Source organism: Pseudoscardovia suis, assembly GCF_002797875.1.
Classification (GTDB): domain Bacteria; phylum Actinomycetota; class Actinomycetes; order Actinomycetales; family Bifidobacteriaceae; genus Pseudoscardovia; species Pseudoscardovia suis.
On record NZ_PGFC01000001.1, the window covers coordinates 148017 to 165363 of the forward strand.

Consider the following 17347-nt stretch of genomic DNA (forward strand, 5'->3'; position numbering starts at 1 on the left):
CGCGCGCTGCCGGCATGGCGGTCGGGGCTGCACGCGTGGAGATTGGGGCTGTGCGCGCGACGGTCAGGGACTGCATGCTGTGACGCGCCTCGATCTCGGCGACCAGACGCTGTGCGCGCGACGGTCGGGGGCTGCATGGCGTCTCATTCCAATGCGGCGAATGTGCCGTCGGCATGACGCAGCACCCTTCCGTCCATCTCCAAGGCGCCGAGTCGCACGGCTAGGCGGCGGCATGTGACGGCGATTCCATGGCGTTGCAGCCTCGCCTGTATGGAACCGATGTCGGTGGTGCGGTGCGACGAGCGCAGGGTGCGCACGGAGCGGATGATTTCATCGTCCAGTGTCCTCTCGCCGCTGTCAGATGGCGAGACGGAATCGGCAGGTCGTATGGAATGCGTGGCGGTGTTGGCATTGGCGCCGGCATTGGAGCCGGTATTGGAACGGACACTGGCATTGGCGCTGGCGTTGGGAATCTGATCTTCGTCAGGGTCGGGGAACAGGCCGGGCAGCGGTTCGTCATCGGCAGTCCGGGAGGGCAGGGGAAAGCCGTCGGGTGTGCTTGACGCACCTTGGCCCATTTCTGGATGAGGATCCGTGCGTCGGTTCGGATTCGTGGATTGGCTGGGGGTCTTGTGATGCTCATGGGAGTCAGGGAGCATGTCGAGCACATTGCGCGGATCGGGCAGCAGGATCGCCTTGCCTTGATAGATGAGGTCGTTGCATCCGGCGTTGCCTGCGCGGTCGGCGTCTCCTGGCATCGCCAGTACCACGCGGTTGAGGCGCGCGGCGTGGGATGCGGTGTTGAGTGCGCCGGAACGGTAGCGCGCCTGCGCCACGAGCACCGTATGGGAGAGGGCTGCGATGAGCCTGTTGCGGATGAGGAACCTCCATGACATGGGTGGCGTGTCGGGCGCGACCTCGCTGATGAGCGCTCCGCCGCTGGCGATGATGTCGTCGAACAACCCTAGGTTGCGTGCAGGGCCGGTGTGGTTGAGGCCGCCTGCCATCACGGCGATTGTGCTGGCAGGTGCGGTTTCGACGGCGGCGCGATGGGCTGCGGCGTCAATGCCCATCGCCCCGCCGGAGATGATCGTATGGCCTGCCTTGGCGGCGGCGATGGCGGCTTGGCGCGCCATGCTCAGCCCATAGGCATCCGCTTCGCGCGAGCCGACGATCGCTAAAGGAGCCGCGCAGGCAGTGAGGCATGCGGGGTCGCCGCGCACCCAAAGGCAGGTGGGGTCGGGGAATTCTTGCGACAGGCCTAGGTCCTCCACACGTTGCGGCCATAGCCGGTCGGAGGGGATGACGATATGCAGCGCACCCGAATCCGTCAAGCGTTCCCACAGGTCGTCGAGGCTGCGCGGAAGACCTGCGGCGCGGTTCACCCAACCGCGTATATGGGTGCGCCACGCCACAGTGCGTCGCGGATCGGATTCGAACTCTTTGCGCTGTCGCGCGTTTGGCAAGGCGAGCGCCAGGATGCCGTCCACTGACCGGTCTGGGTCGCACTGCAATGTCTCCCACACCTGTTCGGCAGGGCAGACGCATAGCACGGCGTTCATCACCGGATCGGCGCCGTCACAGACGAGGGCAAGGGCGCCGTGTGCAAGATGCTCGTCGTCGACGATGGGTGCGACGGATGCCGGCTTGTGGGGGCTGGGTGCGGTGGTTGTGTCGGTTGCGATCATGGCATGTGCCGTGGTGGTCATTGCTGTGGTTGTTGATGGCGCTGATGGCATCGATGGAGCTGATGCAGAGGTCATCAATGGCGTTGAGGGCGCTGGCGCCACAGGCGTTGTCGATGTTGCGGGTGTTGGCGCCGCGGGTGATGCTGATGCTGCGGGTGATGCGAGTGCGGGGATGAGTGGGAGCGTGACCAGTGTCATGGCGTGCCTTTCGCAGAGGTGAGATGTGCGGATGTCGGGGTTGTGAGGGTATCGGGGTTGTGTGTAACAAGAACCCGGGGTGAGGGGATAAAGGATTCAGGAATCGGGCGGGCAAGGAGCGGAATGATCGAGGTCAGCAGAGGCCTGCGGGCGGTCATTGTCGAAGCCGCGTGCGCAGCATGATTCCCGCCGCGGTGTCGTCGGAATCAGGCACTGTCCTGCCGCCAAGGTCGGCAAGCGTCCATGCCAGTCGGAGCGCGCGGTCCGCGCCTCGCAGCGACAGCAGTTCGCCCTCCAACGCCTTGTCCACGGCTTTCCGTGCCTGCCGCGGCGTGTTGTCGCGCAGCCATTCGCCGCTCGCCGCCGCATTGCAGCCCCAGCCTTGGTGTGCGAACCTTTCGCGTGCCGCACCTCGCGCCGCCTCCACTCTGGTGCGTATGACAGCGCTGGATTCCGATGGCCGGCCGGCGGCGCTCGCCATGGAAGTGATGGGAGGCACGTCCACCTGTATGTCGATGCGGTCGAGAATGGGTCCGGACAGTCGATTCCAGTACCTCATGCGTTCCTGCGGCCGGCATGTGCAGTTGGTGGCCCGTCCCCAGCCATGCCCGCACGGGCAGGGGTTCGCCGCCATCACTAGTTGGAAGCGCGCCGGATACAGTGTGGTGCCGCGGGCGCGTGACAGCGACACCAGTCCCGTCTCCAACGGTTCGCGCAATGATTGCAGCGCCCGTGGAGAGAATTCCGGTGCCTCGTCAAGAAACAGCACGCCGTCATGGGAGCGGGTGATGGCTCCCGGCATGGCGATTCCCGATCCGCCGCCTGCAAGCGACGCCACCGACGCCGTGTGATGCGGAGCCTCGAACGGCGGCACCGGCGTGATCCCGTATGCCCCCAGTGTGCCGCACAGCGAACGAATCTGGGCGACCTCAAGCTGTTCGCTGTCGCTCAGCTGAGGCAGGATGCTGGGAAGCCGCGAAGCGAGCATTGTCTTGCCGGCACCGGGAGGCCCGATCATGAGCACATGGTGGCCTCCGGCTGCAGCGACCTCCAACGCCCATTTCGTTTCCTCCTGGCCGATGACTTGGTTCATGTCAAGCGTCGGCGACTGCGGGGCGGTCGCGTCCTGCGACGCGCCTGTGCCTTCCGCCAGCACCTGTTCGTTCATGCTCCATGTTGCCGTGCCGCCGCACAGTTCCATGAACTCGCCCAGATGCCGCACGCCTATCACGTCGACGCCGTCCACGAGCTTGGCCTCATCCACGTTCGCGCATGGCACGAACGCGCGACGGATGCCCTGCGCCTGCGCATGCATGAGGATCGGCAGCACGCCGTTGACCGGCAGCACCGTGCCGTCAAGATTGAGTTCTCCCAACGCCAAGGTGTTGACGGTCGCATCCGGGTCTATCGCATGCGCCGCCTCCAACACCGCGGCGGCGATGGCAAGGTCGTGAAGAGAGCCACGCTTGGGCAGCGATGCGGGGGAGAGATTCACCGTCACACGAGTGTCCGGCCACGTGAAGCCGCACGCCGTGCACGCGGATTTGACCCGTTCCCGCGCTTCGCTCAGCGAGGTGTCCGGCAGACCGATGATGGAGAAATACGGCAGCCCGGGGGATATGAACGCCTGCACTTGGATGGTGAACGCCTTGAGTCCGAGCAAGCCGATGGACAATGCGGAGCCAATGCGCATCACAGCGCCCCTTCCACGTGAGTGATGACGGGCAAGCGTGACGTGTCCCGGTCCTGAAGGCGCACGTCGATGGCGACCACGTCATAGCGCAGGCGGCGCATGCCGGGCTTGCGCTCGCGCATCCACAGGCAGGAAGTGCGCCGCATGGCGATCTGCTTGTGCAACGTCACGGCTTCCTGCGGCGTGCCATGCGCATGGCCGCGGCGCGTCTTCACCTCGACGAACACCAGCACGTCGTCGGTGTCAAGCGCCACGATGTCGAGTTCGCCGTAGCGCGACCTCCAGTTGCGGTCGAGTATGCGCCAGCCCCGTTTGGTGAGCTCATGGCAGGCGAAGTCCTCGCCCACCTGCCCCAAGGCATGGGAGGCGAGCCCGGAAGCGTTGAGGGTGCGCGCCAGGCGCGCCGAGATGTCATCGGGCTCATTGCAAGCGGCAGTGTCAGGTGCCGTGGCATTGGATACTGCGATGCCGGGTGCCGTGGCGCTGTGTGTTGCGGCATTGGGTGCCGTGACACTGGATAATGCGATGCTGGATGTTGCGGTGCTGTGTGCTGGGGAAGATGTCATGGCGCCAAGTCAAGCATCGCGGCGCTCGCCACCCCACCCATTTTGGCAAATGTGGACCGTCTTGAGGCAAAAAACATCCTGCGGGGACGTCTGTGGATGAACGTCGCGGCAGGATGTGGACAACTTCACGTCCTGTGGACAACTGCTGCTGCGTCACGTGCACGCACAGTCCGGCGCCACATGCAGCCCAGTGCCGCGTCAGCCCAGTGCCGCGTCAGCCCAGTGCCGCGTCAGCCCAGCAGCGCGGTCATCTCGTGCAGTTCGAGCTCGAAGTTCACGCCACGCTCGTCGTGGTGAGGCTGGCGCTGGGTGTCCACCATCGCATCATGCACGAAGCGTCCTGCAATCTGCGCCGCTTGGGAAAGCGTGCGGCCGGCCATGATTGCTCCGCACAGCGACGACGCGAACGCATCTCCCGTGCCGTGCGCCATGAAAGGCAGCTTCTCATGTGCGATCTGCATGGCGTTGCCGGCGCCATCATGCGCATTCGCCACGAAGTTGCGCAACGCCCCGTCACCTCGGTCTATGCCCTTGAGCACCACGGATTGCGCGCCCAGCGCCAGCAGCGCCTCAATCAGCTCATGCACCTGCCCGTCCGCCAGATCCTGGCCATGGTAGGGGGTGCTGGTGAGGATTGCAGCCTCGGTGAGGTTCGGAGTGAGCACCTGCGCGCCGTCCGCCAGCTCGCCCATCGCCGCGCACAGCGCGTCGTCATAGGTCGCATACAGCACGCCGCCGTCTCCCATCACCGGGTCCACGATGCGCAGGGCGGTGGGGTAGTCGCGCCAGATGCGCTGGATTATCTGCACTTGGCGGGCATTGCCGAGGAATCCGGAATACACGGCGTCCAGTTCCACGCCCTCGGCCTGCCAGGCGTCCAGATACCCGGTGAGCATGTCTGTCGTGTCTTCGAACGTGAACGTCTGGTAATGCGTGTGCGCGGAAAACAGGCCGGTGGGTACCGGGCACACGTCGCATCCGGCTGCCGACAGAATCGGAATCGCGGCTGTGAGGGAGCACTTTCCGTAACCGCACATGTCATGCACCGCCGCGACACGCGGGATGTATCCGGGTGTGCGTTCGTACAGCACGCCCTCCGTCGCGACGGGGTGACCGGCGGGGCCTGCATAGCGGGCGGATTGAGCGGAATCGGTGCTGATAGCGGCAGCGGAGGTGTCAGAGGCAGCAGAAGGAACAGCAGCAGAGGCAGCAGCGAAATGAGAGGGCATCATGTCTTCCTAAATCCAATATCCAAGCCAATAATCCAAAGCGTGCGGGCAAGGGCATGCAAGACATACAAGTTATCCGCTGCCATCCCCGACGTCGGTCTCGCACGGCGGCAAGCAGAATGGAACGGTGTTTTTTCCCTTGCATTTGCAACGATTTTTGCAGTTATGGCAGGTCATAAGCATTGGGTATAGCAACCCCGTTGTGTCGAGCGTGCAGCCGTCATATTGTTCAAATCAACAAGCACGGAAGCGCGGTGCACACCAAGGCAACACGCACCGGGCGTCAGATGGAAAACAACGAGGCTCCGCAAGGAGCGCAAGGAGCGCCACCATGGCAGAAAAGAACAACCACTACCGTTTCGAGACCCTGCAGCTGCATGTCGGACAGGAGCAGGCGGACCCCGCGACCGATTCCCGCGCGGTCCCGATCTACGCCACCACCAGCTACGTCTTCCATGACTTTGACCACGCCGAGGCCCGCTTCGGCCTCCAGGATCCGGGCAACATCTACGGCCGCCTGACCAACACGACCGAGGGTGTGTTCGAGGACCGCATCGCCGCCCTCGAAGGTGGCACCGCAGGCCTGGCGGTTGCATCGGGCGCCGCCGCAGTCGAATACGCAGTGCGCAACATCACCCAGACCGGTGACCACATCGTCGCTTCCAAGCACATCTACGGCGGCACGTTCAACCTGCTGCGCCACACCCTTCCCCGCGACGGCGTGAACACGACCTTCGTCGAGCCGTCCGATCCGAAGAACTTCGAGGACGCCATCCAGGACAACACGAAGCTGCTCTACATCGAGACCTTCGGCAATCCGAACGCTGACCTGGCCGACATCGAGGCCGTCGCCGAAATCGCCCACAAGCACAACCTGCCGCTGTTCGTCGACAACACCTTCGCAACCCCGTACCTGTTCCGCCCGCTGGAGCACGGCGCGGACGTCGTGATCGAATCCGCCACCAAGTTCATCGGCGGTCACGGCACCACCCTCGGCGGCGTGATCGTGGAAGGCGGCAAGTTCGACTGGGCAGCGGTGCCGGGCAAGTTCCCGACCCTGACCGAGCCGGATCCGTCCTACCACAACCTCAACTTCTATGAGGCCCTCGGCCCCGTGGCATTCGTCACCCGCGCACGCGCCATCCTGCTGCGCGACACCGGTGCCACACTGTCCCCGTTCGCAGCCTTCCTGCTGCTGCAGGGCACCGAGACGCTCTCCCTGCGCGTCGAGCGCCACGTGCAGAACGCCCTCAAGGTCGTCGAATACCTGCAGACCGTGCCGGAAGTCGAGTCCGTCAGCCACCCGGCTGTTCCGGGACGCCCGGACCACGACCTGTATGCCAAGTACTTCCCGAACGGCGGCGGCTCCATCTTCACCTTCGACATCAAGGGCGGCAAGGACGCGGCACGCGTGTTCATCAACAACCTGCACCTGTTCTCGCTGCTGGCGAACGTCGGTGACGCCAAGTCCCTCGTCGTGCACCCGGCTTCCACCACACACTCCCAGGAATCCCCGGAGGAGCTGGAGGACCAGGGCATCCACCAGGGCACGATCCGCCTGTCCATCGGCCTCGAGAACATCGATGACATCATCGAGGACCTCGAGGGTGGATTCAAGGCCCTGCGCGAATCCGGACTCGCTAAGTAAGAGCCGGACGCACTGCCGATTCATTACTTATAAATCGCCATAGCGATGTCTCCTGTTTTGCCGCCAAGCCTATGCTGGGCTTGGCGGTTTTTCTGTGCCCTGCGTGTGCCCTGCGTGTGCCCTGCGTGTACCCGGCGTGCCCGACGTGTGCCCGGCGTACGCTCAGGCAGTCGCGGAGCATGAAACGCGCGGCAGCGCAAGGTCACGGCGGCGGAACATAACAGGGACGAAATATCGGCAGGGATATATATTGCTATTGCTTGTGTTTGACACGAGGAGGAACACATGGCGAACAATGCCAATGCTGTAAACGACGAACAGGCCGGCAAGGATTCCGAGCAGGCCGGCAAGGGCTCAGGAGCGCGCGGCGCTCGCGGCGCATGGGGTTCCAAGCCCACGGCGAGCCTCATTCCGCTCATCGCCATCATGACGGCTGTAACGACCGTGTGCACGATGCTTGTGAAAATCCCCACGCTGTCACGCGGCTACCTCAACTTGTCGGATACGATGATCTACTTCTCGTCATATGCGTTCGGCCCGTGGATTGGCGGCATCATCGGCGGCTTGGGTCCGGCGCTTTCCGACCTGATTTCGGGCTACCCGCAGTGGGCGATTTTCACGCTTCTCATCGACGGCATCCAGGCGATCATCGTGGGACTGTCGGTGCGCCGGTTCAAGCCGGTGACCATGATCGTCGGTTCCGTCGTGGCGGGCGTGTGGAAAGTGCTCGGCTACTTCCTTGCCGGAATTGTGCTTTCCGGACTTTCCGCATCGCTGGTGGATGTGCCGGGCAACCTTGCGCAGGCAGGCGTCGGCATCGTGATTGGCATTGCGTTGTTCTCCGCGGTGCGCAAGGCGTATCCGCCGCTGGTGCGGCTGGGCAACCTCGGTGTGAACGCTGCGGCCGATGAAGCGGCTGACAGTACCAAGTGACGGGTTGTTTCAGTGACGGAAGATACCCAATGACAGAGGCTGCCCAGTGATGGAGGATGCTCAGTGACACAATTGCCACGCATCGTCATCGAAACACAGGGCCTGGGCTGGCGCTACGACCCCTCGCGTGAGGGGCAGGCGCCGGTGCAGGCCCTGCGTGGCGTTGACCTGCGCATCGCGTCCGGCGAATTCGTGGGGATCGTTGGCGCCACCGGAGCGGGAAAATCCACCATGTGCATGGCACTGACCGGCATCGTTCCCGCGCTCGCGGAGGGACGCATGAGCGGCACCGTGACGGTGATGGGGCAGGACACCCGCGGATGCAGCGTGCCCGAGCTGTCACGACACGTCGGCTACGTGCAGCAGGATCCGGAATCGCAATTGTTTTGCGCCAGCGTGGAGGATGAGATCGCCTTCCCGCTTGAAAGCCGCGGCGTCGATCCTGCGACGATGGACAGTCTCATAGACGAGGCGCTTGACGCGGTCGGCATGAAGGCCTTTCGCAACCGTCAGCCGTCGCAGCTTTCCGGAGGGCAGATGCAGCGAGTCGCCATCGCCGCGGCTCTCGTCAGCCATCCGGATGTGCTGGTGCTGGACGAGCCGACTGCCGCGCTCGACCCGGATGGGCGGCGCGAGGTCATGGAAGCGCTCGATTCCATTCGGCGTCGGTCGGCGCAGCGCGGCACACCGATGACCATCGTCATGGCGGAGCAGCACACCGAATGCTTTCTGGGGCGCGCCGACCGCGTGGTGTTCCTCGACCACGGTCAGGTGCAGACAAGCGGTGGCATGGAGATTTTCGATACGATGCGCGTCCCGCTTGCCCACGCCGGCGTGGCGCAGCCCATCGGAGCGAATCCGCGCATAGAGTTGGAGCAGTCTGCGATGCGCCCGGACGATGCCATCATCACCGCCGATCATGTGACGTATCGGTATCCCAATGCGCTCAAAGGGGCGGCGCCTGCGCTCGACGACGTGACCCTGGCGATTCCCCGCGGGGCGTTCGTGGGGCTTGTGGGGCGCAATGGCTCGGGCAAGACGACACTGGTGCGTCACTTCGATGGGTTGCTACGCCCGCAGAGCGGCACGGTGCGGGTGGACGGAACGGACGTCTCTTCACACAGCGTGGGTGGCATGGCGCGCCATGTGGGATTCGTGTTTCAAAACCCCGATCATCAGATTTTCTGCTCCACCGTGCGCGACGAAATCGGCTACGGACCGCGTGTCCTTGGCGTGCCTGCACACGAGGTGGGGGAGCGGGTGGATTCCCTGCTCGAAGCCTTGTCGTTGCGCGACGTCGCCGCCGCTCCGCCCGCGACGCTGGATTACGGTGCGCGCCGCGCGGTGGCTTTCGCTTCCGTGCTGGCGATGCGCACGCCGGTGCTGGTGCTCGATGAGCCCACCGCATGCCTTGACGCAAACCTGTCGGAACGTTTTCTGCACCTTGTCGACGAGGCGAATTCTCGTGGGGTGACGGTCATCATGATCAGCCATGACATGCGGGCCATCGCGCGGCATTGCACGCATCTGCTGCGCATGGAGCGTGGCCATGTGACGCAGTGGGGCGCTGTCGCTGCGCCGGCTGCTCGAAGGTCACGGGATCCGCAGGATTCACAGGACCCACAGGGGCCACGGAATCCACGGAATCCACGGGCCGACAGGGAAAGGAGACCGCCTGATGGATTCGGACCTGTATGTGCCGGGCGACGGATGGTTGCATCGGCGCGATCCGCGCGCCAAGATGGCGCTCAGCCTCGCGGTGCTCGTGCTGTGCCTGGTGTGGCGGCATTGGTGGCTGATTGCGGCGGCGCTCGTTGCGGAGCATGTGATGCTTGCCACGGATGGCGTGCCGCGACGTAGCGTGACATGGGCGTGGAAGGTGTTCGCGCCGGTCATCGTGCTCATTGTCGTGCTCTCACCAATCACCGATCCCAGCGGCGCGAATGAAATCTGGCATGCGGGGTTCCTTCGCCTCACGCAAGAGAACCTGCTCAGGGCGGTCGTGATGGGGCTGCGCGTCCCGGCATTGGGATTCGCCTGCTTTCTCACGCTGTTCACCACCAGCCAGCCAATGTTCGTGCGGGGTCTTGTCTCGATCGGCGTGCCTTACAAAGCCGGGCTCACGTTGTCGACTGCACTGCGTTACATCCCGGTGTTTTTCTCGATTTTCGGCAGCGTGATGGACGCCCAGAGGGCGCGGGGCCTTGACATCGGCGGCGATGGCGGTGCCGGCGGCAAAAGGCGAGGGCCGCTCGCCCGCATGGTCGCCAGGTTCCGCTCGTACATGCCGGTCATCATCGCCGTGCTCATACGCGCTTACACGATGAGCCGCAACGTGGGGTGGGCGATGGAGACACGCGGATTGGGAATGCCTGGCGTCAGGCGCACTTACCACGTGACGGTGCGAATGAACGCTGGCGACTGGCTGCTGCTTGCCATCACTGCCGGTGGCACCGCCGCGGCGATTGCAGTGATGTTGCTGGCGTAAATGTATGCTGTGCGACAGTGATTCGGCTGGTCTTCAAGAATGGCTTTATTTCAACGGTTTGAAGCCATGTTAGTCAGCGGTTTGAACCGAAGCCTGTCGAAGGTAGCCAAACCCATATATGACAATTGGCTATGGGGATGGAGTGACCCACGGCCTCGGTTTGCATTGCCCTTGCCGTGGGTCGCGGTCGGGCAGGTCAGCGGACGGGCGCACGTCGTCGGGGTCGATTTTCACGAACGATCCCTCGGCCTTCCGGCTCCCGCCCAGCAGCAGGTTGTCCGGTGAGGCGTCCGTCCCCGTCAGCCAGTTCCACGGGCGTTCCGGCCCGCTCCGCCCCACCCACAGTCCGCCGCCCCCGTCGCGCCACAGCGCCACGGTCTCCAGCTCCTTCGACATATGCTTGCCAACCTTTCGTCATTTTTCCTTGTTCATCTAAGGCATGGCGCGGAAAGCGGCCGGACAGCCAAGGGCATGACAGGTTACGCGGTTGAGTTCCATATCCCGACGGAGCATTTCATGTCCTCACTGACCAAGGTGTCCTCCACGACGAGGGCGAGGCACAGGGCTTGGATACGCAGGTACGCACGCGGCGTCTGGCGGGCGGCCGTGGACGCGGGAGGAGCCCTGCGCCGGATTGGAAGCCATGGGCGGGACCGCGGCGGGCATGCCCGTCCTGGACCCCGCCGCGATCGCTGTCCCGTCCGCGTCGAGCGCGCCCGTCACACTGTGGTGACGGGCGAACCCGCCCCGGCACGCCGACATTACAGTGCAATGTCAGTCGAAACGTTTAGAATATTTGCTAAATCTGTAAAAGGTTTACGGAATAGCGGAATTTTATGGTTCCCTGATAGGAAGCATCATGATACGGTTGACCAGAATAGAGCTCGACGGGGTCAAGAACATCCGCCACGGGGCGATCGACCTGTACAAGCCCGACAGAAACGGCGACGGACGCACGGCCGACGAAGTCAGCAGCGTCACCGGCATCTACGGGCAGAACGGTTCGGGTAAAACCAGCGTCATCGAAGCCATACAGGTGCTCCGGCTGCTCATGGTCGGCGAGGGGCTGAAAGGCGAGCGGGCGGGCATCCTCGTGAACCGTGCCGGCGGCGCGGGCTCGTACGCCTCGCTGCACGCGGAAATCCAGGTGGACGACACCCTGGCGGTGTACACCGTGGTCCTCGAAGCATGCGGCACAGGCCTGCACGTGGTGCGCGAGACGCTCGCGGTGAGACCGGACGGCGACCGGCGGCGGATTCTCGTGGACTACAGGATGGCGCGGGACGAGGAGACCGGCCTGCTGACTCCCACCGTATCGCCCACGGGCGCGTGGAACTCGCTCACCGCCCTCCAGCATGCCGACGACCTCCTGCGCCAGGAGGCCGCCCTGGCATACAGTCAGAACCGCAGCCTCCTGTTCTCCAAGGAGTTCTCCACGCAGTTCACACGCATCTCGGGCCGGCTGCACGCGCAGGACGCGCTGCCTGCCGCACGCCGGACGGCGCTGGACAGGACCCTCGACCCGCTGCTGGACGTCATCAGACGGCTCGCACGGTTCGCCGACAACGGCATCCGCGTCGTCACCACGCGGCAGGGCGCCAGTGTGTGCTTCGGATACACGCCGTTCATACATGGCGGACGGTTCGACATCCTCGACATCGGGCGCCCCTGCTTCGTGCCGGCCGCGATCCGCAGGGAGATCGAACAGATGGTGGAACAGGCGAACCTCGTGCTCCCGGTCGTCATTCCCGGCCTTAAGCTGGAATGCGAGATGAAGGAGGACGTCGACGAGGCCGGCGAGGCGGGCGCCCGCGTGTTCCTGTACTCGTCAAGGGGCGGGGTACGGATCCCGTTCTGGGCGGAATCCGAAGGCATCCGGCGAATCGTGGGCATCTTGTCCCTGCTGGTGCGCATGTTCAACGAGACGGACACGTGCATCGCCATCGACGAGATCGACTCCGGCATCTTCGAGGTGCTGCTCGGCGACATCCTCAGGGTCCTCGCCCAGCGGGGCCGCGGGCAACTGGTGTTCACTGCGCACAACCTCAGGGTTCTCGAAGTGCTCGACCACAAATCGATTGTGTTCTCGACCGCCGACCCGGACAACCGGTTCGTTCAGTTCGCCAACGTGCGGGCGGGCAACAACCTGCGGGACATGTACATCCGCTCGGTCAGCCTCGACGCGGAAAACACCAGGCTCGCGCAGAAGGTCAAGACCGCGCACGTTGCCGTGGCGCTGTCCCGCGCGGGACGGGTGGCGGGAGGCCGCGATGAGTAACCGTGTCTTCATCCTCCTGACCGAGGGAGAGAACGACCAGTGCATCGCCGACGCGTTCGACGAATGCCTGTCCCCGCGCTTCCAAGGCGTCCCCGAGCACGGGGACATCACCGTCGAAAAAGTCCGCATCGGCGCCGACGTGCGGTACATGTCCGTGAAGGCCATCCTGGGCAGGATCAGGACCCTCATCCGGGATGAAACCGCGAGGATGCATGAGTTCGCGGTGCGTGACATCATCGCCGTGGCCCAGCTCACCGACCTCGACGGCGCGTACATCCCCGACAGCCACGTCACCGAAGGCGATGGCCTGGCATACCTGGCGGACCGCATCGAAACAGACCACCCGGAATCCATCGTCGAACGCAACAGGCACAAGAGAAACAACATGGAAGCACTGTGCAGACAGACATCGATCAAGCTCACGGGCGGACGGCAAGTCCCCTACCGACTGTTCTACAACTCACGCAACCTCGAACACGCCATGCACGGCGAGACGGGGGACCTGAAACCCGAGGACAAACGGGACCTCTCGCTGCACCTGACCGAACAGGCGGACGACGATCCGGCATGGTTCAAGGACCTGGTCACCTCGGAGCCGGTGCTCCACGGGCTGCATGATTACGCCGCGTCATGGCAATGGGCGCAACAGGGAACCAACTCGCTGGCACGGGGGTCCAACATCGGGCTGCTGCCGCAGGAGTTCGGCCTGGAATGGGGTGTGTGACACCAGAATATCTTCGGGTGTCTCAGTTGATAATACCGGTACTGTGTGAATGATCGATTCGTGGGGGAGAGCATCGCTTCTTCCCTCATTCTGGACGCGAGCTTTCTCGCAACAACTCTCAGCGAAGGCAAACTGGATGCCGGCTTTTGGGACGCTATTATTGTACTTGGTTGTGCTGAAATATGGATGGGATGGTGCTCCCGCAATCCTGAGTGCCGTTGGCCGATGGCCATCTATTTTTTCTTACATGGTCTTGTACCTGCTCTTGTTGATTTGTTGCGATACAGATAAAGATGCTGGAATGGTGCGGGGATTCTGGAAGATAGGTATTGTGATGTCCTTCTTCACTTTGGCACTCATGGTGTATATCTCGCAGAGGGAAGCCGGCAAGAAGGATAACAAGGCAGTGCCGCAAGGATGTATGGAGCGTGTAAAAAGGCGTCTACTTGGAGGGGAAGAGCCGTAAAGCCAAGGAGGTCGGTGTCAAGTTCCTCATCTACCCCTTGTGGTACTGCCGTTCCTGGGAATCCTGATGGCCTTGCCAGATGTGCAAGAAACAATATCACGCGCGGCCGCGAATACTTTCATCGCGTTCAATGTCATTACCTACGCGTCGGATCTCTGGAAGAGCTTCACCGAATACATCCAGCAACAAGCCCCGGAATCTGCGGGCGGCGAGCCACCAATCGCCGCCATTCATTGCCATTGTTGGTCTCCCGTCATGTGAAATGCGTAGCCAAATGCGTAGCCACAACGGCCCCCCAGAGGCATCCACAGTTACCTGTGCGAAATGAAGACCGTTGGAATTAAGCCGTTTCTAAGATTCCGAATAGTTAGCCGATAATGCGAATTACATAACAAAGAGGGCCGGCCCCGCGCACTGCACCGAGATGCGCTCCATCGGGAGCGCACCGTATCGGGAATGCGCAGGGCCGGCCTGTGGCGGCTGCCTGTGTCGGCTGTCTGCCAGCTGCCGCCCGCGAGGGCGGCGGTGCTGTTTGTCAGTCGGCTTCGGTCAGTGCCTCGACGGGCGGCACCTTGATGGCGCGACGTGCCGGGGCGATGCTTGCCAGCAGGGCGGCGACGAGCGAGAGCAGCAGCACGCCCAGGTAAACGGACCAGTTCGGGGCGGCGACCACATCGGTTCCCACAAACAGGGTGATGGATCCCAGCCAGCCGTAGAACGCGCCAACGATGATGCCCACGATGCCTGCGCCGATGGAAATCAGCACAGCCTCCCATGCGAGCGAGGCGCGCAGCTGGCCGGCGGTCATGCCGATGGCGCGAAGCGTGGCGGATTCGCGTTGGCGTTCGATGACGGACAGCGACAGCGTGTTCGCCACGCCGACGAGCGCGATGAGCAGCGCGGCGCTCAGCAGCGCGAAGAGCGTGAACATCGCGATGTTGATCACCCTGTTGAACAGCGTGCGCATGATGAACGAGCCGTCCAGCTGGGCTTGGGGAAGGGCGTCCGCTGCCTTCGTCAAGTTGTCGACGAGATCGCTGGCCGGCTGGTCCGTGTCAAGGTCCAGCCAGATTTCCGATGCCTTGGAGTCAAGCCCCAGGCTCTTGGCGGTGGACTGAGACATGACCATGGGCACGCCCGCGGATGACGTGATGGCAAAGTCGGTCAGTTGCACGGTGAGCGTCTTGTCTGCGGAGGGCAGGGAAGCGTAATCGTCGAGGGCAAGCCCATCCGCGGCGTTCATGCTGTTGTCGTGCGTTTCGGAGCTGGCGGAATCGGAGTCCGTGGAATCGGAGCTTTCGGTTTCGGAGCCATCCTGTGACGGCGATTCCTCCGATTCCTCAGGTTCCTGCGCAGCGCTCGACGATCCCCACGCGGCGGTCCCCTCGTAGACACCCAGGTAGAAGTTCTCCGCCGGTGCCGCCTTGAACGTCAGGTCGATCTGCTGACCGTCCGTCAATGAGGCAGTGGAGGACGACAGATAGTTCGTATAGGTGTTCGACACATAGATCGTGCCGTCCTTGAGCGTCTTCGTGCCGAACACGTCCGCCACTTCGACGCCGATCGCGGAGTCAGGCACGACGTACGCGGTGCCGTAGAACTGTGCGAGTCCATCGGAATTCTTCAAGCCTTGCACGGCATACATCGGTATGCGCGTCGCGTTCTTCACGCCGTCGACCGCCTTGAGCGTGGAGAGTGCGGAATCCGATTGGTCGGTGGTCGTAACGGAGGCATCCACCGTGTAATGGGAATCGAGCATCTTGTTGACGGTGGCGGTGGCGCAGGAGGCGCCGGTGGCGACGGTCGCGACCAGCGTGACGCCGATGAGCAGCGCTGTGCTGGTCGCGGCCACACGGCGCGGATTCTTGCGGATGTTTGCAGCGGCGACCGTGCCGGAGGCGCCGCCGATGAGCGACACGAGCTTGCCTAGGCCGGCGAGCACCCATGGCACCCACACCTGCGACGACAACGCCAGGCCGATGAACGAGAGCATGGCGCCAAGGATGGCGCAGATCAGCGGCGTCACCTGTGCGCTCGATGATGCGGCGGCAAGGTCGGACGGCGACTGAGCGTAATGATTCGCCTGCGTGATGGCCTTCGCGGCCAGACCGATGCCTGCTGCCAGCAGCAGCACGGAGAACACTGCGCGCCCGGCCTTGACAGAGCGCTTCTCCGTCGCGTCGATGGGGCGCAATGCTTCCATCGGGCTCACCATCGTGGCGGCGCGTGCGGCGCCGGTGGATGCGAGCAGTGTGATGAGCGTGGCGAACACGATGGGCACGAGGATGGAGCTTGCCGAGGGGATGAATTCCACTGGCGAGCCGGCGATCTTGACATTCGCAAGGTCAAGGATCCACACCACGAGGCAGGAGAGGGCGGTGCCGATGGCCGAGTACTCCAGGCCGAGCAGCGTGCCTTCGGTGAGCACCGAACGGTGGACCTGCGATTTGCTGGCGCCGATGGTGCGCAGCAGGGCGAGGGTGCGGCGACGCTGCGTGACGAGCACGCGGAACGTGTTGGCGATCACCAGTGCCGCCACGAACATCGCGAGCACGCCGAAGGCGAGGATGGCAGCGGTGATCGGGTTGATGCCGCCGCCGTTCATCTCACGCAGCCTTTCATCGGCGGCTTCGGAACGGCTCTGAACCTTGGCGCCGGTGAGCTTGGAGCTCACGTCGTCGCGCACCTTCGAGGCATCGGCGCCCTTGGCGACCGAATAGTAGATGGTCGATGCCGGCAGGTCGCTGTGGGTGAATTGGTCTGCGGCAGGGTCGTCGCCGACGTTCTGCTGCTTGTACAGCGCCAGCATGTCGTCGGGGGTCACGACGAGTGAACCGCCGGAGAGCGAATACTGGTCGTCCGTGTCATGGGTGATGCCGGTGACGGTGATCGTGATGGCGCTCGGATCGGAAGATTCGGAAGACTTGGAAGATTCGGTATTCGAATAATCGAAGTCGCTGTCTATCGTGAGCGTGTCGCCCGTGGACACGTCCAGTGATTTCGCGGCGTCTTCGTCAATCGCCGCTTCGCCGGCTTTGCCCGGCCATGCCCCTTGCGTGAGCTCGACGGGCATGATCGAATGGTGTGCGCTTACCTCGAATACAGTCAGCGACCGTGTGTTGTTCGCGGAAACAACATGCACATACTGTTCGAGGGAATAACGGGTGTCGTCCACGCCCTGCACTTGGGAGACCTGGTCCATGCCCGTGTTCTTGAGCGTGTGCTCGAGAGAACCGTCGTTGCCGACGTTCATGGCATCGTCAGGGTTGTTGAGCGAGACAGAGTACCCGGCGCCGCCGAAGCGGGCGGTGAAATTCTTCGTGGATGTTGAATCGAGCACGTTGCCCAGCAGCAGCGTTGCGCAGATGAAAAGAGAGCCGATGGCGATGGCGATGCCTGCCGGCACGAGCGTGCGGCGGCTTCGCTTCATCAAGCC

The 17347-nt window shown here is 63.4% G+C and carries 14 protein-coding genes and 1 pseudogene; 9 read left to right on the forward strand and 6 right to left on the reverse strand.

From position 1 onward, the window contains the following. Positions 1 to 143: 143 nt before the first annotated feature. Positions 144 to 1688 (reverse strand): DNA-processing protein DprA, encoded by a 1545-nt coding sequence (locus tag CLV65_RS00535; protein WP_157847173.1) that lies wholly within the window; start codon positions 1686 to 1688, stop codon positions 144 to 146. Positions 1689 to 1698: 10 nt separating this feature from the next. On the opposite strand from CLV65_RS00535, the gene CLV65_RS08890 reads away from it, so the two are divergent. Beyond that, a complete protein-coding gene (locus CLV65_RS08890) occupies positions 1699 to 1908 on the forward strand; it encodes a hypothetical protein (RefSeq protein WP_211287607.1) in 210 nt (69 codons plus the stop codon). Between the two features lie 132 nt (positions 1909 to 2040). Here CLV65_RS08890 and CLV65_RS00540 read toward each other — a convergent pair whose 3' ends face one another. From CLV65_RS00540 to CLV65_RS00550, 3 genes are all read right to left on the reverse strand, one after another. Then, complete coding sequence (locus CLV65_RS00540; RefSeq protein WP_094691108.1) at positions 2041 to 3579, reverse strand: YifB family Mg chelatase-like AAA ATPase; 1539 nt, start codon at positions 3577 to 3579, stop codon at positions 2041 to 2043. Next, a complete protein-coding gene (locus tag CLV65_RS00545) occupies positions 3579 to 4145 on the reverse strand; it encodes a YraN family protein (RefSeq protein ID WP_094691106.1) in 567 nt (188 codons plus the stop codon). The genes CLV65_RS00540 and CLV65_RS00545 overlap by 1 nt, the downstream gene beginning before the upstream one ends. A gap of 230 nt (positions 4146 to 4375) precedes the next feature. Beyond that, positions 4376 to 5377: a bifunctional hydroxymethylpyrimidine kinase/phosphomethylpyrimidine kinase gene (locus CLV65_RS00550; RefSeq protein ID WP_244569132.1), complete on the reverse strand. Its 1002-nt coding sequence runs from the start codon at positions 5375 to 5377 to the stop codon at positions 4376 to 4378. A gap of 328 nt (positions 5378 to 5705) precedes the next feature. On the opposite strand from CLV65_RS00550, the gene CLV65_RS00555 reads away from it, so the two are divergent. The 4 genes and pseudogenes from CLV65_RS00555 to CLV65_RS00570 all read left to right on the forward strand — a co-directional run bounded on the left by CLV65_RS00555 (position 5706) and on the right by CLV65_RS00570 (position 10443). Then, entirely contained in the window at positions 5706 to 7022 is a 1317-nt protein-coding gene (locus CLV65_RS00555; RefSeq protein WP_094691105.1) for an O-acetylhomoserine aminocarboxypropyltransferase/cysteine synthase family protein, read from the forward strand. A 285-nt stretch (positions 7023 to 7307) separates the two neighbouring features. Next, complete coding sequence (locus tag CLV65_RS00560; RefSeq protein ID WP_094691104.1) at positions 7308 to 7955, forward strand: ECF transporter S component; 648 nt, start codon at positions 7308 to 7310, stop codon at positions 7953 to 7955. A 144-nt stretch (positions 7956 to 8099) separates the two neighbouring features. Further along, positions 8100 to 9512 (forward strand): annotated as a pseudogene (locus tag CLV65_RS08825) (ABC transporter ATP-binding protein); the annotation flags it as partial. A gap of 121 nt (positions 9513 to 9633) precedes the next feature. Further along, positions 9634 to 10443, forward strand: a complete 810-nt coding sequence (locus CLV65_RS00570; RefSeq protein WP_094691101.1) for an energy-coupling factor transporter transmembrane component T family protein — start codon at positions 9634 to 9636, stop codon at positions 10441 to 10443. Between the two features lie 129 nt (positions 10444 to 10572). Here the strand turns inward: CLV65_RS00570 and CLV65_RS08830 are convergent, their stop codons facing one another. Then, positions 10573 to 10839: a hypothetical protein gene (locus tag CLV65_RS08830; protein ID WP_244569131.1), complete on the reverse strand. Its 267-nt coding sequence runs from the start codon at positions 10837 to 10839 to the stop codon at positions 10573 to 10575. Between the two features lie 463 nt (positions 10840 to 11302). On the opposite strand from CLV65_RS08830, the gene CLV65_RS00580 reads away from it, so the two are divergent. The 4 genes from CLV65_RS00580 (at position 11303) to CLV65_RS08655 (ending at position 14172) form a co-directional block, all read left to right on the forward strand. Beyond that, entirely contained in the window at positions 11303 to 12721 is a 1419-nt protein-coding gene (locus tag CLV65_RS00580; RefSeq protein ID WP_094691100.1) for an AAA family ATPase, read from the forward strand. Next, complete coding sequence (locus tag CLV65_RS00585; RefSeq protein WP_094691099.1) at positions 12714 to 13445, forward strand: hypothetical protein; 732 nt, start codon at positions 12714 to 12716, stop codon at positions 13443 to 13445. The genes CLV65_RS00580 and CLV65_RS00585 overlap by 8 nt, the downstream gene beginning before the upstream one ends. 136 nt (positions 13446 to 13581) lie before the next feature. Next, the gene (locus CLV65_RS00590; RefSeq protein ID WP_094691098.1) at positions 13582 to 13911 is read left to right on the forward strand and encodes a hypothetical protein; all 330 of its coding nucleotides are present in this window, start codon (positions 13582 to 13584) and stop codon (positions 13909 to 13911) included. Between the two features lie 66 nt (positions 13912 to 13977). Beyond that, positions 13978 to 14172: a hypothetical protein gene (locus tag CLV65_RS08655; protein WP_157847175.1), complete on the forward strand. Its 195-nt coding sequence runs from the start codon at positions 13978 to 13980 to the stop codon at positions 14170 to 14172. A 274-nt stretch (positions 14173 to 14446) separates the two neighbouring features. Here the strand turns inward: CLV65_RS08655 and CLV65_RS08835 are convergent, their stop codons facing one another. Next, positions 14447 to 17341 (reverse strand): FtsX-like permease family protein, encoded by a 2895-nt coding sequence (locus CLV65_RS08835; RefSeq protein WP_158216096.1) that lies wholly within the window; start codon positions 17339 to 17341, stop codon positions 14447 to 14449. Between the last annotated feature and the right edge of the window lie 6 nt (positions 17342 to 17347).